This is a genomic window from Streptomyces sp. 142MFCol3.1 (assembly GCF_000424945.1).
Classification (GTDB): Bacteria; Actinomycetota; Actinomycetes; order Streptomycetales; family Streptomycetaceae; genus Streptomyces; species Streptomyces siamensis.
This window is the reverse complement of sequence record NZ_AUKV01000024.1, coordinates 1-15800: the sequence shown is the minus strand read 5'-3', so window position 1 is coordinate 15800 and position 15800 is coordinate 1. Positions and strand designations below refer to the sequence as shown.

The 15800-nt window shown below is 72.1% G+C and carries 13 protein-coding genes; 10 read left to right on the top strand and 3 right to left on the bottom strand.

Translation table 11 applies throughout. From position 1 onward, the window contains the following. Positions 1-192 precede the first annotated feature (192 nt). Positions 193-642 carry a metallopeptidase family protein gene (locus H305_RS0130735; protein WP_078629324.1) on the bottom strand — a complete coding sequence of 150 codons (450 nt, stop codon included), beginning with the start codon at positions 640-642 and terminating at the stop codon, positions 193-195. Positions 643-956: 314 nt separating this feature from the next. Between H305_RS0130735 and H305_RS0130730 the strand changes: the two genes are divergently transcribed. The 7 genes from H305_RS0130730 (at position 957) to H305_RS0130700 (ending at position 9439) form a co-directional block, all read left to right on the top strand. Beyond that, positions 957-1385, top strand: coding sequence for a DUF3499 domain-containing protein (locus tag H305_RS0130730; RefSeq protein ID WP_078629323.1), 429 nt, complete (start codon positions 957-959; stop codon positions 1383-1385). A gap of 132 nt (positions 1386-1517) precedes the next feature. Next, on the top strand, positions 1518-3134 hold the full coding sequence (locus H305_RS0130725; protein ID WP_028803828.1) for an L-lactate permease: 1617 nt from the start codon (positions 1518-1520) through the stop codon (positions 3132-3134). Between the two features lie 334 nt (positions 3135-3468). Beyond that, on the top strand, positions 3469-4830 hold the full coding sequence (locus H305_RS0130720) for a phosphomannomutase/phosphoglucomutase (RefSeq protein WP_028803827.1): 1362 nt from the start codon (positions 3469-3471) through the stop codon (positions 4828-4830). A 606-nt stretch (positions 4831-5436) separates the two neighbouring features. Beyond that, positions 5437-5607, top strand: coding sequence for a Trm112 family protein (locus tag H305_RS51210; protein WP_078629321.1), 171 nt, complete (start codon positions 5437-5439; stop codon positions 5605-5607). Positions 5608-5832: 225 nt separating this feature from the next. Continuing rightward, the gene (locus tag H305_RS0130710; RefSeq protein ID WP_028803826.1) at positions 5833-6960 is read left to right on the top strand and encodes an SIS domain-containing protein; all 1128 of its coding nucleotides are present in this window, start codon (positions 5833-5835) and stop codon (positions 6958-6960) included. A gap of 185 nt (positions 6961-7145) precedes the next feature. After that, positions 7146-8297, top strand: a complete 1152-nt coding sequence (gene manA, locus H305_RS0130705; RefSeq protein ID WP_028803825.1) for a mannose-6-phosphate isomerase, class I — start codon at positions 7146-7148, stop codon at positions 8295-8297. Positions 8298-8461: 164 nt separating this feature from the next. Next, complete coding sequence (locus H305_RS0130700; RefSeq protein ID WP_028803824.1) at positions 8462-9439, top strand: cation diffusion facilitator family transporter; 978 nt, start codon at positions 8462-8464, stop codon at positions 9437-9439. Positions 9440-9615: 176 nt separating this feature from the next. Here the strand turns inward: H305_RS0130700 and lepB are convergent, their stop codons facing one another. After that, entirely contained in the window at positions 9616-10380 is a 765-nt protein-coding gene (gene lepB / locus H305_RS47500) for a signal peptidase I (RefSeq protein WP_078629320.1), read from the bottom strand. A gap of 394 nt (positions 10381-10774) precedes the next feature. Here lepB and ahcY point away from each other — a divergent pair, with 394 nt between their 5' ends. Together ahcY and H305_RS0130685 are read left to right on the top strand one after the other, a co-directional pair. Beyond that, the gene (ahcY, locus tag H305_RS0130690) at positions 10775-12232 is read left to right on the top strand and encodes an adenosylhomocysteinase (RefSeq protein WP_028803823.1); all 1458 of its coding nucleotides are present in this window, start codon (positions 10775-10777) and stop codon (positions 12230-12232) included. A 100-nt stretch (positions 12233-12332) separates the two neighbouring features. Beyond that, a complete protein-coding gene (locus H305_RS0130685; protein ID WP_028803822.1) occupies positions 12333-12977 on the top strand; it encodes a hypothetical protein in 645 nt (214 codons plus the stop codon). A gap of 81 nt (positions 12978-13058) precedes the next feature. Here the strand turns inward: H305_RS0130685 and H305_RS47495 are convergent, their stop codons facing one another. Further along, positions 13059-14129, bottom strand: a complete 1071-nt coding sequence (locus H305_RS47495; RefSeq protein WP_078629319.1) for an RDD family protein — start codon at positions 14127-14129, stop codon at positions 13059-13061. 119 nt (positions 14130-14248) lie between these two features. Here H305_RS47495 and H305_RS0130675 point away from each other — a divergent pair, with 119 nt between their 5' ends. Further along, complete coding sequence (locus tag H305_RS0130675; protein ID WP_028803821.1) at positions 14249-15256, top strand: stage II sporulation protein M; 1008 nt, start codon at positions 14249-14251, stop codon at positions 15254-15256. Positions 15257-15800 lie beyond the last annotated feature (544 nt).

The window sequence follows — 15800 nt, the reverse complement described above, 5'->3', positions numbered from 1 at the left end:
GGTACGCCGGCCCCGACGGATCCCGGGAATCGGGCGGGGTTGCCCTGCCCGCCGGGTCATGGGGACCGGGCGTTGGCGCCCTGCCCACCGGGGCCCGGGGAACAGGCGGCCGCTTCCTGCCCGCCAGGTCACGACGATCAGGCGGCGGTGCTCCGCCCGCCGGGTCCCCTTCGCGTGTCCGGCGGCGAGTGATCAGTCCTCGCCGTACCGCGGGTCCACCGTCTCCGGTGTCAGACCCAGCAGCTCGGCGACCTGTTCCACGACGACCTCGTGCACCAGGGCGGCGCGCTCGTCGCGCCCCTTGGTGCGGATCTCGACCGGACGGCGGTAGACGACCACGCGCGCGGGGCGGCCCTCACGCGCCGGGATCGTGCCGCCCAGCGGCACCGCCTCGTCGCTCCAGGCTTCGCCCGGCGCCTCCAGCCGGGGCACCTCCAGGACCAGGAAATCGATGTCGGTGAGCTGCGGCCAGCGCCGCTCCAGCCGCTCCACGGAGTCCTGCACCAGGTCCGCGAACACCTCGGCGCGGCTCGCCGCGAGTGGCACCTGCGGTGGCGCCACCGGGCCGCGCATGCCCCTGCCGTGGCGATCACGACGGCGGGGCCCGGGTGCTGCGGCGCGGGGCGATACGGGGTTGTCCATCACTGACGAAGAGTAATCCCCGCGCGGCCCGTGCGCCCGGCCCCCGCGCGGCTGCCCGCCGTTCGGCGGGAGGTCCGGCGGCGCGAGGTCCGGCGTTCGTTCCGGATGTCGCTCGATGACCATTCCAGCCAAGCTTGGGCTCGATTCCGTATCCTTCCCGGACCGTCACTCACATGGCAATTGACATGATTTGCGTCAAGTGGTGACCGGTTTCAGGTCTGTTCGGCCTCTCGGAACGCGCTGTCCGCCCAGGTCAGGGTCGGGCGCCGGAACGATCGTGTGGGCCGTGTCACAGCACGACACGGTGGGGTGACCTGGGGGAGAGTCGTCGCGGCCCGCTCAAGAGTGCGGTACCGTCCAACGTCGTGAGCCTTGTACGTCGCTGTTCGCGCACCGCTTGCGGCCGTCCCGCCGTAGCGACGCTGACGTACGTCTACGCCGACTCGACCGCGGTCCTGGGTCCGCTCGCCACCTACGCCGAGCCCCACTGCTACGACCTGTGCGCCGAGCACTCCGAGCGCCTCACCGCGCCGCGCGGCTGGGAGGTCGTCCGGCTGGCCGACGCCTCCGGTCCCGCCCGCCCGAGCGGGGACGACCTGGAAGCGCTCGCCAACGCGGTGCGCGAGGCGGCCCGCCCGCAGCAGCGTGCCGCGGAGGCCGGCGGCGGCAGTGCCCGCTCCGCGGACCCGATGGAGGTCGCCCGCCGCGGCCACCTGCGGATCCTGCGCTCGCCGGACAACTGAGCGACCCGCACCCTCCCGCACACCGATCACTTTGAGCCGTGCACGCCCATTGACGTGAAGTTGTCGCGGACACGACCATTCCGTTTGCCGTGAGAAATCGCTTTCCGCATCACGGAACTCGGGGAGGTGCCCGTGTACGTCCAGCAACTGGAGCCCGTCGCCGACTCGCTCGGCCTGTCCGCCCTCGTCGCCGCTCTGCCCCTCGTCATCGTGCTCGTCCTGCTCGGCGGTGTCCGCACCAAGGCGCACTGGGCCGGCCTCATCGGCCTCCTGGCGGCCTTCCTGGTCGCCTGGCTCGCCTACGGCATGCCTGTCGGCCAGACGCTCTCCAGCGCCGCCCAGGGCGCCGTCTTCGGTCTCTTCCCCATCCTGTGGATCGTCGTCAACGCCCTTTGGGTGTACCGGATGACCGTCCGCACCAAGCACTTCGACATCCTGCGCCGCTCCTTCGGGCGGCTCTCCGACGACCCGCGCATCCAGGCCCTCGTCGTCGCCTTCTGCTTCGGAGCGCTCCTCGAAGCGCTGGCGGGCTTCGGCGCACCCGTCGCGATCTGCTCGGTGATGCTGGTCGCGCTCGGCTTCGACCCGGTGCGCGCTGCGGTCGTCTCGCTCGTCGCCAACACCGCCCCCGTCGCCTTCGGTGCGATGGCCACGCCGGTCGTCACGCTCGCCCAGGTCACCGGCCTGCCGCTGGACTCCGTCGCCTCCGTGGTGGGCCGTCAGACCCCGTTGCTGGCCCTGGTCGTGCCCCTCGTGCTCGTCGGCCTGGTCGACGGGCGCCGGGGGCTCCGGGAGACCTGGGTGCCCGCCCTGGCGTGCGGAGTCGCCTTCGCCGTCGCGCAGTTCGCCGCCTCCAACTACCTCTCCGCGCAACTCGCCGACATCGGCGCCTCCTTGGCGGGCGCGGCGGCTCTGGTCGCGGTGCCCCAGGCGCGCAGGCCCGCGGCCGAGCCCGTACGGGCCGCGGTGCTGACCGGCGCACGCAGCGCCGACCTCGACGAGCGCGACCCCCGGCCCGAAGTGGTGCGCGCCTACGCGCCGTACGCGCTGATCGTGGCCATCTTCTCCGTCGCGCAGATCCCCGCCGTCAAGGACTGGCTGGCGGGGGCGACCCAGATGTACGACTGGCCCTTCCTGAACGTCGTCGACCCGGAGGGCAATCCGGTCGGCGGGAACGTCTTCACCTGGCCGATCGTGTCGACCGGCGGCACGCTCGTGCTCCTCGCCGGACTGTGCACGGCCGTCGTCCTGCGAGTCCACGCGCGCGTGGCGGTCAGGGAATGGGCGGCCACGGTCCACGAGTTGAGGTTCGCGATCCTCACCGTGACGTCCGTCCTCGCCCTCGCCTACGTCATGAACCTCTCCGGACAGGCCGCCACCATCGGGCACTTCGTCGCTGCGGCCGGTGCGGGACTCGCCTTCCTGTCACCCGTTCTGGGGTGGTTCGGCGTCGCCGTGTCCGGCTCGGACACCTCGGCGAACGCCCTGTTCGGCGCCCTTCAGGTGAGCGCGGCCAGGGAGTCCGGCCTGTCGCCCGAACTGCTCGCGGCGGCCAACAGTTCGGGCGGCGTGCTCGGCAAGATGATCTCGCCGCAGAATCTGACCATCGCGTGCGCGGCGGTCGGTCTCGCGGGCCGCGAGGGCGACCTGCTGCGCAAGGTGCTGCCGTGGAGCGTGGGGCTGCTGCTGGTGATGTGCCTCATCGTGGTCGGGCAGAGTTCACCGGTCCTGGAGTGGATGCTCCCCTGAGCCCGGCCCGACGGCGTCCAGGCCCGGGTGTCGGCCGCCGGCCGGGACGCCGTCCCTGCCCGGCTGTCGGCCCAGGGCCGGGACGCCGTCCCTCGCGTGCCGTCCGGCCACGTTGCGGGACGCGCCCGGACGCGCGCCCGGCGAACCGGCTCCGGTCGCGGGACGTCACCCGGGGAGCGCCGGGAACCGGCCTCTTGGAACGAGCGGGTTTCCCCCGGGTGACGGGCACAGGTCCGCAGGTCACCGATGCGCGTCCGCTCACCGACCGCACAGCGGACGGCAGGTCCGGACGGGTAGTTTGGGGCGACCGAAGTGGACTTCTGGAGGGTTGGCCGTGACTGCTGATCTGTCGCAGCTCGTGAAGGCGTACGACGTACGCGGGGTGGTCCCGGACCAGTGGGACGAGTCGCTGGCCGAGTTGTTCGGAGCCGCCTTCGTCCAGGTGACCGGAGCGGACGCCGTCGTCATCGGGCACGACATGCGGCCCTCGTCGCCCGGTCTGTCGGGTGCCTTCGCGCGCGGTGCCGCGTCGTGCGGCGCCGACGTGACCGAGATCGGCCTGTGCTCGACCGACCAGCTCTACTACGCCTCGGGCGCGTTCGGCCTGCCGGGCGCCATGTTCACCGCCTCCCACAACCCCGCCCAGTACAACGGCATCAAGATGTGCCGCGCGGGCGCCGCTCCGGTCGGCCAGGACACCGGCCTGGCCGAGATCCGCCAACTCGTCGAGTCCTGGCTCGACTCGGGCGCCCCGGTCCGGGACGCGACGCCGGGCGCGATCACGCGGCGCGACACGTTGGAGGACTACGCGGCGTACCTGCGTTCCCTCGTCGACCTGACCTCCATCCGCCCCCTGAAGGTCGTCGTCGACGCGGGCAACGGCATGGGCGGACACACCGTCCCGACCGTCTTCGCCGGCCTGCCCCTGGACGTCGTCCCCATGTACTTCGAGCTGGACGGCACGTTCCCCAACCACGAGGCGAACCCGCTCGATCCGGCGAACATCGTGGACCTCCAGGCACGCGTCCGGGCGGAGGACGCCGACCTCGGCATCGCCTTCGACGGCGACGCGGACCGCTGCTTCGTGGTGGACGAGCACGGCGACCCGGTGTCCCCGTCCGCCATCACCGCTCTGGTCGCCTCCCGCGAACTCGCCAAGCACGGCGGCGGCACGGTGATCCACAACCTCATCACGTCCTGGTCGGTGCCGGAGGTCGTGCGGGAGCAGGGCGGCACCCCCGTCCGCACCCGCGTCGGCCACTCCTTCATCAAGGCCGAGATGGCCCGCAGCGGCGCGATCTTCGGTGGCGAGCACTCCGCGCACTACTACTTCCGCGACTTCTGGAACGCCGACACGGGCATGCTCGCCGCCCTGCACGTCCTCGCCGCGCTCGGCGGCCAGGACGGCCCGCTCTCCCGCCTCGTCGCGGAGTACGACCGGTACGTCGGCTCCGGAGAGATCAACTCCACGGTCGAGGACCAGGCCGCCCGCCTCGCAGCCGTCAAGGCCGCCTACGCGGGCGGCGAGGGCATCCGGCTGGACGAACTCGACGGCCTGACCGTCAGCGCCGGCGACTGGTGGTTCAACGTCCGCCCCTCCAACACCGAGCCGCTGCTGCGCCTGAACGCGGAGGCGCGCGACGAGGCGACGATGACCAAGGTGCGCGACGAGGTCCTGGGGATCATCAGGGGCTGACCCGTTCGGCCCGCCGGCCCCGCGCGTCGGGTCGGTCCACTGGCCCCGCGCGTCGCGTCGGTCCACTGGCCCCGGCCCGGCCCGGCCCGGCCCGTCGTGCCGTCGGCCCGGCCCTCCGCATCGGCCCGGTGGCCGGCCCGCACCTCGCCGGGGAGTCGGGCAGGGCGGCAGGACCGGGCGGGGCCGGGGAGCACCTGGGCGAGGCCGAGGGAGCAGGGGCTGAAGGCGGGGGCCGGAGGCGAGGGGGCATCGGGCGGGGGACGGGAGCACGGAAGGAAACCTCATCGCCCTGGCCCGCCGCGCGCCTCCCCGTCCTGTAATCCGCGTCGCGGCCCCGCCCGGTACTCCGGGAGTCGTCCCCGTCTCGTACGCCCGGAGGCGGCCCGGTCTCGTACTCCGGGAGTCGTCCCCGTCTCGTACGCCCGGAGGCGGCGCCACACGGCACTCCGCGGCGCGCCACGCCCGCACCCCGCGAGGCCGCCCCCGCCTCGCCGACCGCGAGCACCGCCCGGGACACCGCGGCGAGCCTGTGCCGCGCCCCGGCGCACGGCTCCGCGCAGCGGTAGTCTGACCAGGCCGCATCCACCTGTTCGGAAGGACACCCCCATGCCGCTCGAAGCCGGCCTCCTGGAGATCCTCGCCTGCCCGGCCTGCCACGCCCCGCTCGAGGAGCAGGAGAGCGAGCTGGTCTGCACGGGCGCGGACTGCGGCCTGGCCTACCCCGTCCGGGACGGCATCCCCGTACTCCTCGTCGACGAGGCCCGCCGCCCCGCGTGAGCGGAGCGGTCGCCCGGCACGAGTACGGCCGCCCCGCGGGAGCCCAGAGGCGCGGCGTCCGCGCCCGCGGTGCCACCCGCGAGGCACGCACAGGCGACACCCCGGCGAGGTCCGGGTAGAAGACACCTGACGGGTACGGGCACGCGGCCCACACCGCGCCCGTGAAAGCGACCATCCGGCGACAACCGCGCAAGCGACCCCCGGTGATCGGAGGCTGCCGACCCCATGCTCGACGAATCGCTGCTCGACGACCCCGAAGCGCTCGCCCGCGCCGACCGGCGTGCGCTGCTGCGCGGCGCCGCCGAGGCCGGTGCCCGGGTGCGCACCGCCGTCCGGCACGCCGCGGAGGCCGGGATCCCCGATCTCAAACCGGACGGCCGCCCGCGCGCCGTCCTCATCGCCGGTCCGGGCCTGGCCGCCACCGGCGTCGCCGAACTGCTCGGCGCACTCGGCGGCCCGAGCTGCCCCGTCACCCGGCTGACCCCGAGCGGCGTCGCCCCCGCCGCGGGCGCGCTGCGCTGGGAACTGCCCGGCTGGGCGGGCCCGGTCGACCTCCTGCTCGTCGCCACACCCGACGGCACCGAACCAGGTCTCGAACTCCTGATCGACCAGGCGTACCGGCGGGGCTGCACCGTGGCCGCCGTGGCGCCCACCGGCTCCCCGCTGACCGAGGCGGTCGCGGGCGCGCACGGCCTCTTCGTCCCGATGGCGTCCGCCCCGTACGAACACGACGAGCCCCTCGCGGCCTCCGCCCCGGGAGTCCTGTGGGCGCTGCTCACCCCACTGCTCTCGCTCCTCGACCGCACCGGTCTCGTCTCCGCCCCGCCCGAGTCCCTGCAGAAGGTCGCCGACCGCCTCGACCACGTGGCCGAGCGCTGCGGCCCGGCCATCGCCGCGTACAGCAATCCCGCGAAGACCCTCGCGGCCGAGCTGGCCGAGGTCCTCCCGGTGATCTGGACCGAGGGCGCCTCCGCGGGCCCGGCCGGACGCCGCTTCACCGCCGCCCTCGCCGAGCTGGCCGGCCGCCCCGCGCTCACCGCCGAACTCCCGGAGGCGCTCGCCTCGCACAGCGTGCTGCTCGCGGGAGCCCTCGCCGCCGGCGCAGACCCGGACGACTTCTTCCGCGACCGCGTCGAGGAGGCCCAGGCCCTGCACGCGCGCGTGGTGCTGCTCCGGGACCGCCCGAGCGGCGGCATCAGCGCGGCGCCCGCCGCCCGCGAGCTCGCCCTCAGCCACGACACCGCGATCAGCGAGCTGGAACCCGAGGAGGGCGAGGAACTGGAGACCCTCGCCGAACTGATCGCCGTCACCGATTTCGCCGCCGTTTACCTGGCGCTCGCTTCAGGGGCATGATCTTGTCTCCGACGCCCTGATCCTCGTACGCGGAGAGACCTTCGTACGCTGAGACCGGCACCGGCACCGCCCACGCGGTGCCGTGCCGCGTCCCTTCGTGCCTCCCGGTACGCGGAGACGGGCGTCGTCCCCCGTGCGCGGAGGCAGGATCCGCGTCGTACCCGGAAGGAACCGCGGAGACTCGTATGGACCGCCTCGACAACACCATCCGCCCCTACGCCTGGGGTTCCACGACCGCCATCGCGCGGCTGCTCGGTGTGGAGCCGACCGGTGAACCGCAGGCGGAGATGTGGATGGGCGCCCACCCCGGTGCTCCCTCGCGCACCGGGCGCGGCCCGCTCAACGAGGTCGTCGGCGAGGACCCCGAGCGGGAACTCGGCCGTGCCGCGGTCGCCAAGTTCGGTCCCCGCCTGCCGTTCCTGCTGAAGATCCTCGCCGCCGGCGCCCCCCTCTCCCTCCAGGTGCACCCCGACCTGGAGCAGGCCAGGGAGGGCTTCGAGGACGAGGAGCGCCGCGGCGTCCCGATCGACGCACCGCACCGCAACTACAAGGACGCCAACCACAAGCCCGAACTGATCTGCGCCCTCACCGAGTTCGACGGCCTGTGCGGCTTCCGGGCCCCGGGCGAGGCCGCCGACCTGCTCGCGGGACTCGACGTCGACTCCCTCAAGCCGTACGTCGACCTGCTGCACGCGCACCCGGAGGACGCCGCGCTGCGCGAGGTCCTGACGGCGGTGCTGAGCGCCGACCCCGACGAGATGGCCCACACCGTCACCGAGACCGCCGCGGCCTGCGACCGCCTCGGCGGCGCCTACGCGCCCTACGCCGACCTCGCCCACCACTACCCGGGCGACCCCGGCGTCATCGCCGCCATGCTGCTCAACTACGTGCAACTGCAGCCGGGTGAGGCCCTGTTCCTCGGCGCGGGCGTCCCGCACGCCTACCTGAACGGCCTCGGCGTCGAGATCATGGCCAACTCCGACAACGTCCTGCGCTGCGGCCTCACCCCCAAGCACGTCGACGTCCCCGAACTCCTGCGCATCGTCCGCTTCGAGGCGACCGACCCGGGTGTCCTGCGCCCGGAGGCGTCCCCTGACGGCGAGGAGGTCTACGCGACCCCCATCGACGAGTTCCGGCTCTCCCGGTACGTCCTGGCGGAGGGCGCCGTACCGCACGACCTCACCCGCGAGACCCCGCAGATCCTCCTCTGCACGGCGGGCACCGCACTCGCGGGCCACATCGCGTTGGCCCCCGGACAGTCGGTCTTCGTCCCGGCCGGCGAAAAGGCCGAAGTGTCCGGGAACGGCACGGTCTTCCGCGCGACAGTGGTGGCCTGACAGGGCATCCTCGGTGTCCTGGGCCCCTCGTCACGGTGGCCAGCCGCACCCCTGGGGCACCGGGCTGCAACAATGGCCCACCGCAAAGGGCGGGCAAAGCCCGGACCGGGGTACGAGGGTACGGACCGGGACCCGGACGGCGTACGAAGGGACAGCAGGAGCACATGAGCGCTTCAGGCGGCACCAAAGCGATCGTGGCGGCACTCGGCGCCAACCTCGCGATCGCGGCATCGAAGTTCGTGGCGTTCGCCTTCAGCGGCTCGTCCTCGATGCTCGCCGAGGGCGTCCACTCGCTCGCCGACTCCGGCAACCAGGCCCTTCTGCTCATAGGCGGCAAGAAGGCGCAGCGCGAGGCGACCCCGCAGCATCCCTTCGGCTACGGCCGCGAGCGCTACATCTACGCCTTCCTCGTCTCGATCGTCCTCTTCTCGGTCGGTGGCATGTTCGCCGTCTACGAGGGCTACGAGAAGATCAAGCACCCGCACGAGCTGGAGCACTGGTACTGGCCGGTGGGCGTCCTGGTGTTCGCCATCATCGCGGAGGGCTTCTCCTTCCGTACGGCCATCAGGGAGTCCAACGAACTGCGCGGCGGGCTGTCCTGGGCGCAGTTCGTCCGCCGTGCCAAGGCCCCCGAGCTGCCGGTGGTCCTCCTGGAGGACTTCGGCGCGCTCATCGGTCTCGTCCTCGCCCTCGGCGGTGTCGGCCTGGCCCTGCTCACCGGTGACGGAATCTGGGACGGCATCGGCACGGTCTGCATCGGTGTCCTGCTCATCCTGATCGCCCTGGTCCTCGCGGCCGAGACCAAGTCCCTCCTGCTCGGCGAGGCCGCGGGCGTCGAGGACGTCAAGAAGATCGAGGCCGCGGTCGTCGACGGCCACACGGTCACCGGTGTCATCCACATGCGCACGCTCCACCTCGGCCCCGAGGAACTGCTGGTCGCCGCGAAGATCGCCGTCGAGCACGACGACACCGCGGCCCAGGTCGCCTCCGCGATCGACGCCGCCGAGGTCCGTATCCGCACCGCCGTCCCGATCGCCCGCGTGATCTACCTGGAGCCGGACATCTACAGCGAGGCCGAGGCGGCGAAGGGCGCCGACCCCGAGGCGACGCCGGGCGGCCCGGCACACCCGGCCGAGCACTGACCTACGCCTCCACGGCGCCGGGGCCGCCCGGCGCCGGGGCCGGGGCCGGGGCCGCCGGACGCTCGCACGCCGCGGGGCCCGCCTGAGACTCCAGGCGGGCCCCGCGGCCGTTCGCGTCCGGCTCTTCCCGGCTCCGCGTCTCCTGGACGCCTCCGCTACTCGACGTCCTCGGCCGCTCAGCCCCTCCCGCCGGGGCCACCCATGCTGCCGGGGCCGTCCGGGCCGTCCGGGCCGTCCGGGCCGCCCGGGCCACCCATGCCGCCGGGGCCGCCGTACACGAGCCACGGCGGCATGGGCGGCACCGCCCGGGCCCGCCGCCGTACGACGAACGCCGCGATCCCGAAGCCCACGCCCGCCAGCGCGACGGGCACGCCGAACACCCCCGCCCCCGCCAGCGCCAGGGGCAACGCCCGGTCCTCGGTCACCCGGGCCTGGACGGCACCGACCGGCACCGTCCCGCCGTGGTCGTCCGGGAAGAACCGGGAGTCCCGCGAGTTCACCCGGTGATCACCGAGCAGGAACAGCCGGCCTTCGGGCACCTTCACGTCGTACCGCTGGTGCGTCCCGTCCGCGATCCCGTCCTTGACGTACGGCTCGTCGAGCGGCTTCCCGTTCACCGTGATCCGCTCGTCCGCACCCTCGCCGTCACAGCACACCACGCGGTCGCCGCCGACCCCGATGACGCGCTGCAGGACGCTGTCCGAGAAGGAGTAGCGCTCCGGCGACCGGAACAGCACCACGTCACCACGCCGCACCTCGCTCCCGTCGATCCGCTCGAACACGAGCCGCTCCCCGACGGTGTAGGTGGGCGCCATGCTGTCGCTGCGCACCTGAGTCGTCGTGAACGCGGTACGCGCGGCCAGAATCGACCCGAGCAACAACACCAGCCCCAATGGCCCCAACACCCACGCCGTGATCGTCAGCCCTCGCCCCTTGCGCACCGCGACACCCTCCAGCCCCGCCCCGCACGGTATTTCCGCGCGCGCAGAGGCTAGCCGTCGCTCCGCCACGAGCGGCCACCGACCGCCCCCTCACCCCGCGCGAACGTCCCCTGCCACCGCCCCTTACCGGCCGGATCCGTACCCGCGGGGCCCCCGTCCGTCCGGAGGCGGACTGGGGCGAGCCCCGCCCACCGGTGTAGCTTTGTGGCTGAGCCAGACGTCGCTGCTGATGGCGGTCGGGCGGTCCCACCGCGGACCGGCCGAGGGAGAGAGGGCCTCCGACGGACTGCGCTGCGCGTACCGGGCACACCCGTGTCCAACCGGGCATCCCCATGCCCGTCGGCGCGCAGACCAGCCCTATCCACCTCGCCCCGACTCCGAGGAGCAGCTCGTAATGACGACTGTCGACAACCGACAGGACTTCAAGGTCGCCGACCTCTCCCTGGCCGCTTTCGGCCGCAAGGAGATCACCCTCGCCGAGCACGAGATGCCCGGCCTGATGTCGATCCGCCGGGAGTACGCCGAGGCGCAGCCCCTCGCCGGCGCCCGTGTCACCGGTTCCCTGCACATGACCGTGCAGACCGCCGTCCTCATCGAGACCCTGGTAGCCCTCGGCGCCGAGGTCCGCTGGGCCTCCTGCAACATCTTCTCCACCCAGGACCACGCCGCCGCGGCCGTCGCCGTCGGCCCGAACGGCACGCCCGACAGCCCGCAGGGCGTCCCGGTCTTCGCCTGGAAGGGCGAGACCCTGGAGGAGTACTGGTGGTGCACGGAGCAGGCCCTGACCTGGCCGAACAGCCCCACCGGCGGCCCGAACATGATCCTCGACGACGGTGGTGACGCCACCCTCCTCGTCCACAAGGGCGTCGAGTACGAGAAGGACGGCAAGGTCCCCTCGGTCGACACCGCCGAGTCCGACGAGCACCGCGTCATCCTCGAACTCCTGCACCGCACCATCACCGACGGCTCGCAGAAGTGGACCCAGCTCGCCTCGGAGATCCGCGGCGTGACCGAGGAGACCACGACCGGCGTCCACCGCCTGTACGAGATGCACCGCGACGGCACCCTGCTGTTCCCGGCGATCAACGTGAACGACGCCGTCACCAAGTCGAAGTTCGACAACAAGTACGGCTGCCGCCACTCCTTGATCGACGGCATCAACCGCGCCACCGACACCCTGATCGGCGGCAAGACCGCCGTCGTCTGCGGCTACGGCGACGTGGGCAAGGGCTGCGCGGAGTCCCTGCGCGGCCAGGGCGCCCGCGTGATCATCACCGAGATCGACCCGATCTGCGCCCTGCAGGCGGCGATGGACGGCTACCAGGTCACGACCCTTGACGAGGTCATCGACAAGGCTGACATCTTCGTCACCACGACGGGCAACAAGGACATCATCATGGCCGCGGACATGGCCAAGATGAAGCACCAGGCGATCGTCGGCAACATCGGTCACTTCGACAACGAGATCGACATGGCCGGCCTCGCCAAGATCCCCGGCATCGTCAAGGACGAGGTCAAGCCCCAGGTCCACACCTGGAAGTTCCCCGACGGCAAGGTCATCATCGTGCTGTCCGAGGGCCGCCTGCTGAACCTGGGCAACGCGACCGGACACCCGTCCTTCGTGATGTCCAACTCGTTCGCCGACCAGACGCTGGCCCAGATCGAGCTGTTCACCAAGCCGGAGTCGTACCCGACCGACGTCTACACGCTGCCCAAGCACCTGGACGAGAAGGTCGCCCGCCTCCACCTCGACGCGCTCGGCGTGAAGCTGACGACGCTGCGCCCCGAGCAGGCCGCGTACATCGGTGTCGAGGTCGAGGGCCCGTACAAGTCGGACCACTACCGCTACTGAGCACCCCCGCCGAGCAGCGGTACCACCGCTCGGCGTACGGATGTCAGCAGGCCCTCGCCGTCACGGCGGGGGCCTGTCCCCGATGAGGACCTGAACGCCCATGCCCCGCGGCCGATATTCGCTCCATGATCCGCACGACCACACCCCTCTCGCCGAAGAACACTTCCACTGCGCGCCCGGGCCCTCCGGCTGGCGCTACGTCGCTCAACGCACCGCCCCCTCGGACAGCGGGACCGCACCCGGCCCCCACCACAGCGAGGTCACCGGTTCCGTCGACCTCGCTCTCGACGAACTCGGCCGGCCCATCCGTCTCGAACTCCACGCCGCTGGCTGGCAGGTCCGCGGCGCCGCCCTCGACGGCGTGACCTGGGTCCGCACCGACCCCACCGGCGCGCAGGCAACCGAGGGCAGTGTCCGCGCGCACGCCTTCACCGGAACCTCTCCCGCGTTCCTCGTCGCCACCGCCCGTCTCCTTCGCCTCACCCCTTCCGCCTCGGCGACCCGCGTACGCCTCGTCGCCTTCACCGACCCCGTCCTCGCCCCGCGCACCCTCGACCAGTCCTGGGCCCTGATCGCAAGCGAAGCACACGCCACTGACAGCGGCCCTCTGATCGTGGACGAGTACCAGGTCACAGCGCTGGACACGGGGGAACAGCACTCCGTGCACATCGCGGGAGACGTGGTCCTCGCGGCGCCCGGTATCGAGCTGGAGCACCTCGAAACACCGCCGTCGGTGTTCACCTGACGGCGAGGTGTTCGCCTGACGGCGGTGGCCCGCCAGCCGGCCGCCGGTTCGTCCGACGACCGACGCGTCGCGGCGCGGCTGCTACGCGGGCGGCACGAATCCCGTCGCGGGAGGGCCCGCCTCCTGGTTCCGGTCGTGCCCGTCCCGGAGATCAGGCCGGTCGGGCCGGTGGACCTGAGGAACGGCGGCCGGTTGCCCCGGCCTCGGCGCCTGCTGCGGAGACACGTCCCGACTCCCGGCAGCCCCCGGCGCATACGGCTGGGGAGGGGCGTAGGGCTGAGGAGCCGCAAAGGGCGGGGGAGCACCATGAGGCCCGGCGCCCGGCGCCCGCACCGCGGCTCCGGGCACTCCCGGCGCCCCGGCCGCGTATGTGCCGGCACCCGGCTGCGCGATCCCGGCCGCCCCACCACCGAACGTCCGCCGGACCTCCCGCGCCTGCCGCTCCTGCACCACCGCCGCCAGATACGCGGCCGGCGGCACACCCTGCGGCGCCGGAGTCCCCGTACGCGCGGCGACATCGGACGCCAGCCGCTGCGCCATCGCCCAGCCGACCTGGGGATCAAGCTGCTGCATCCGCGTCAGGTACTGGCGGACGGCCAGCCACAACCCGTCCGGAACGGCGGACAGGTCGAGCTCGGCGAACCGTCCCGCGAGCCACGGCGGCGGAGGAGGCACGTACGGCATGTGCCCCACCGGGATCCGCTCCCGGACCACGAGGGTCCCCGCGAACACGTCACCCAGCCGACGCCCCCGCGCCGACACCAGTGAGGCGATGCACGCGACGATCCCGAACGTCATGAGGATCTCGACCACACCCACAGCCCCGCGCACCAACGCGTGCCGGAACCGGATCGGCCCCCCGTCGTCACGCACCACCCGCAAGCCGCACGCCAGCTTCCCCAGCGAACGGCCGTGGCTCAGCGTCTCCACCGCGATCGGCCCGCCCACCAGCACCAGAACGAAAGCGGCGATCGAGACCGCGATCTGCGCCGCGTCGTCCAGTGTGGCCGTCGACGCGATCAGACCGATCGTCACGACGACATAGACGGCGATCGCCACCGCCAGGTCCAGCAGCACGGCCAGCGCCCGGCTCGGCAGTTTGGCGGGGCGCAACTCCAGCGCGACCGCCTCACCCGTCACTAGCTCACTCACGCCCGCCGTCCTTCCCCTGGCCTGCCCCGAGAACGGCCAGTCTGCCAAGCTGAGGTCACATCGCGCCGCAGTACCACCAGCTGACCCCCACGACGAGCAGCCGAGGAGCAGCCAACCCGATGGACCTCGACGTCTTCGTGTCCGCCCACCGCGCCGAGTGGGACAGGCTGGACGCCCTGCTGCGCCGCCAGCGCCGCCTCAACGGAGCAGAGGCCGACGAACTCGTCGCCCTGTACCAGCGCACCGCCACGCACCTCTCCCTGATCCAGTCCAGCGCCCCGGACCCGCAGCTCACCGGCCGCCTCAGCCAACTGGTGGCACGCGCGCGCAGCGCGGTGACGGGCACCCGCCGGGCATCCTGGCGCGACGTCACCCGCTTCCTGACGCACGGCTTCCCGGCGGCGGTCTACCGCTCGCGTCACTGGTGGGTCCCCACGGCCCTCCTGTCCATCCTGGTCGCGGCGCTCCTGGGATGGTGGATCGGCACTCACCCCGAGGTCCAGTCGTCCATCGCGGCGCCGAGCGAACTGCGCGACCTCACCCGCCCCGGCGGCCAGTACGAGACGTACTACTCCAGCCACCCCGCCGCCTCCTTCGCGGCCCAGGTGTGGACGAACAACGCGCAGGCCGCCGCGATGTGCCTGGTCCTGGGCGTATTCCTGGGCATACCGGTGCTCTGGATCCTCTTCCAGAACATGCTCAACCTCGGCGTCGGCATCGGCCTCATGTCCTCCGCCGGCCGCCTCGACACCTTCCTGGGACTCGTCCTCCCCCACGGCCTTCTCGAACTGACCGCCGTCTTCGTCGCCGCGGGCACCGGACTGCGGCTCGGCTGGACCGTGATCGATCCCGGCCCCCGGACGCGCCGAACAGCGCTCGCCGAGGAGGGACGAGCCGCCCTGGGGATGGCCATGGGCCTGGCGCTGATCCTGTTCGTGTCGGGAGCCATCGAAGGCTTCGTCACGCCGTCCGGCCTTCCCACCTGGGCCCGAATAGGCATTGGCATCGCCGCCGAGTTGGCGTTCCTCGCGTACGTCTATGTCCTGGGCGGACGCGCGGCACGCGCCGGCGACACGGGCGACGTCGACGAGTCCGAGCGCAGCGCGACGCTTCCGACGGCCGCCTGATGTGCGGACACCCGCGCTGACCTGCTAGTCTCCTCTTCGCCCCAAAGGAGCCGTTGACACGGAGCCAGCGGGGAGGTAGATTCGAACAGTTGCCTAGAACTGGACATGTACCGGTGGCAGCAGCTAGTCTCTGCTTGCTTCTCGAGACATCGATTTCGAAGAAGCCGCCCCCGATGATTCAGAAATGGCCGCCGGTCAGTCCGGCCCAAAACTTCTGATAAAGTCGGGTCCGCCGGAAAGGGAAACGCGAAAGCGGGAACCTGGAAAGCACCGAGGAAATCGGATCGGAAAGATCTGATAGAGTCGGAAACGCAAGACCGAAGGGAAGCGCCCGGAGGAAAGCCTGAGAGAGTATCTCGGGTGAGTACAAAGGAAGCGTCCGTTCATTGAGAACTCAACAGCGTGCCAAAAATCAACGCCAGATATGTTGATACCCCGTCCATCGGAAACTTCCGGTGGCGAGGTTCCTTTGAAAAAGTCCTGCCGGGCAGTGTTCGGCAGGCGCACAGCGAGGACGCTGTGAACCGTCCGATTATTCCTCGGA

Coding starts and splice junctions, on each gene's coding strand:
- H305_RS0130735 (WP_078629324.1), bottom strand. CDS start 642: ATGGACAACCCCGTATCGCCCCGCGCCGCAGCACCCGGGCCCCGCCGT.
- ahcY (WP_028803823.1), top strand. CDS start 10,775: ATGACGACTGTCGACAACCGACAGGACTTCAAGGTCGCCGACCTCTCC.
- manA (WP_028803825.1), top strand. CDS start 7,146: ATGGACCGCCTCGACAACACCATCCGCCCCTACGCCTGGGGTTCCACG.
- H305_RS0130685 (WP_028803822.1), top strand. CDS start 12,333: ATGCCCCGCGGCCGATATTCGCTCCATGATCCGCACGACCACACCCCT.
- H305_RS0130710 (WP_028803826.1), top strand. CDS start 5,833: ATGCTCGACGAATCGCTGCTCGACGACCCCGAAGCGCTCGCCCGCGCC.
- H305_RS0130700 (WP_028803824.1), top strand. CDS start 8,462: ATGAGCGCTTCAGGCGGCACCAAAGCGATCGTGGCGGCACTCGGCGCC.
- H305_RS51210 (WP_078629321.1), top strand. CDS start 5,437: ATGCCGCTCGAAGCCGGCCTCCTGGAGATCCTCGCCTGCCCGGCCTGC.
- H305_RS0130675 (WP_028803821.1), top strand. CDS start 14,249: ATGGACCTCGACGTCTTCGTGTCCGCCCACCGCGCCGAGTGGGACAGG.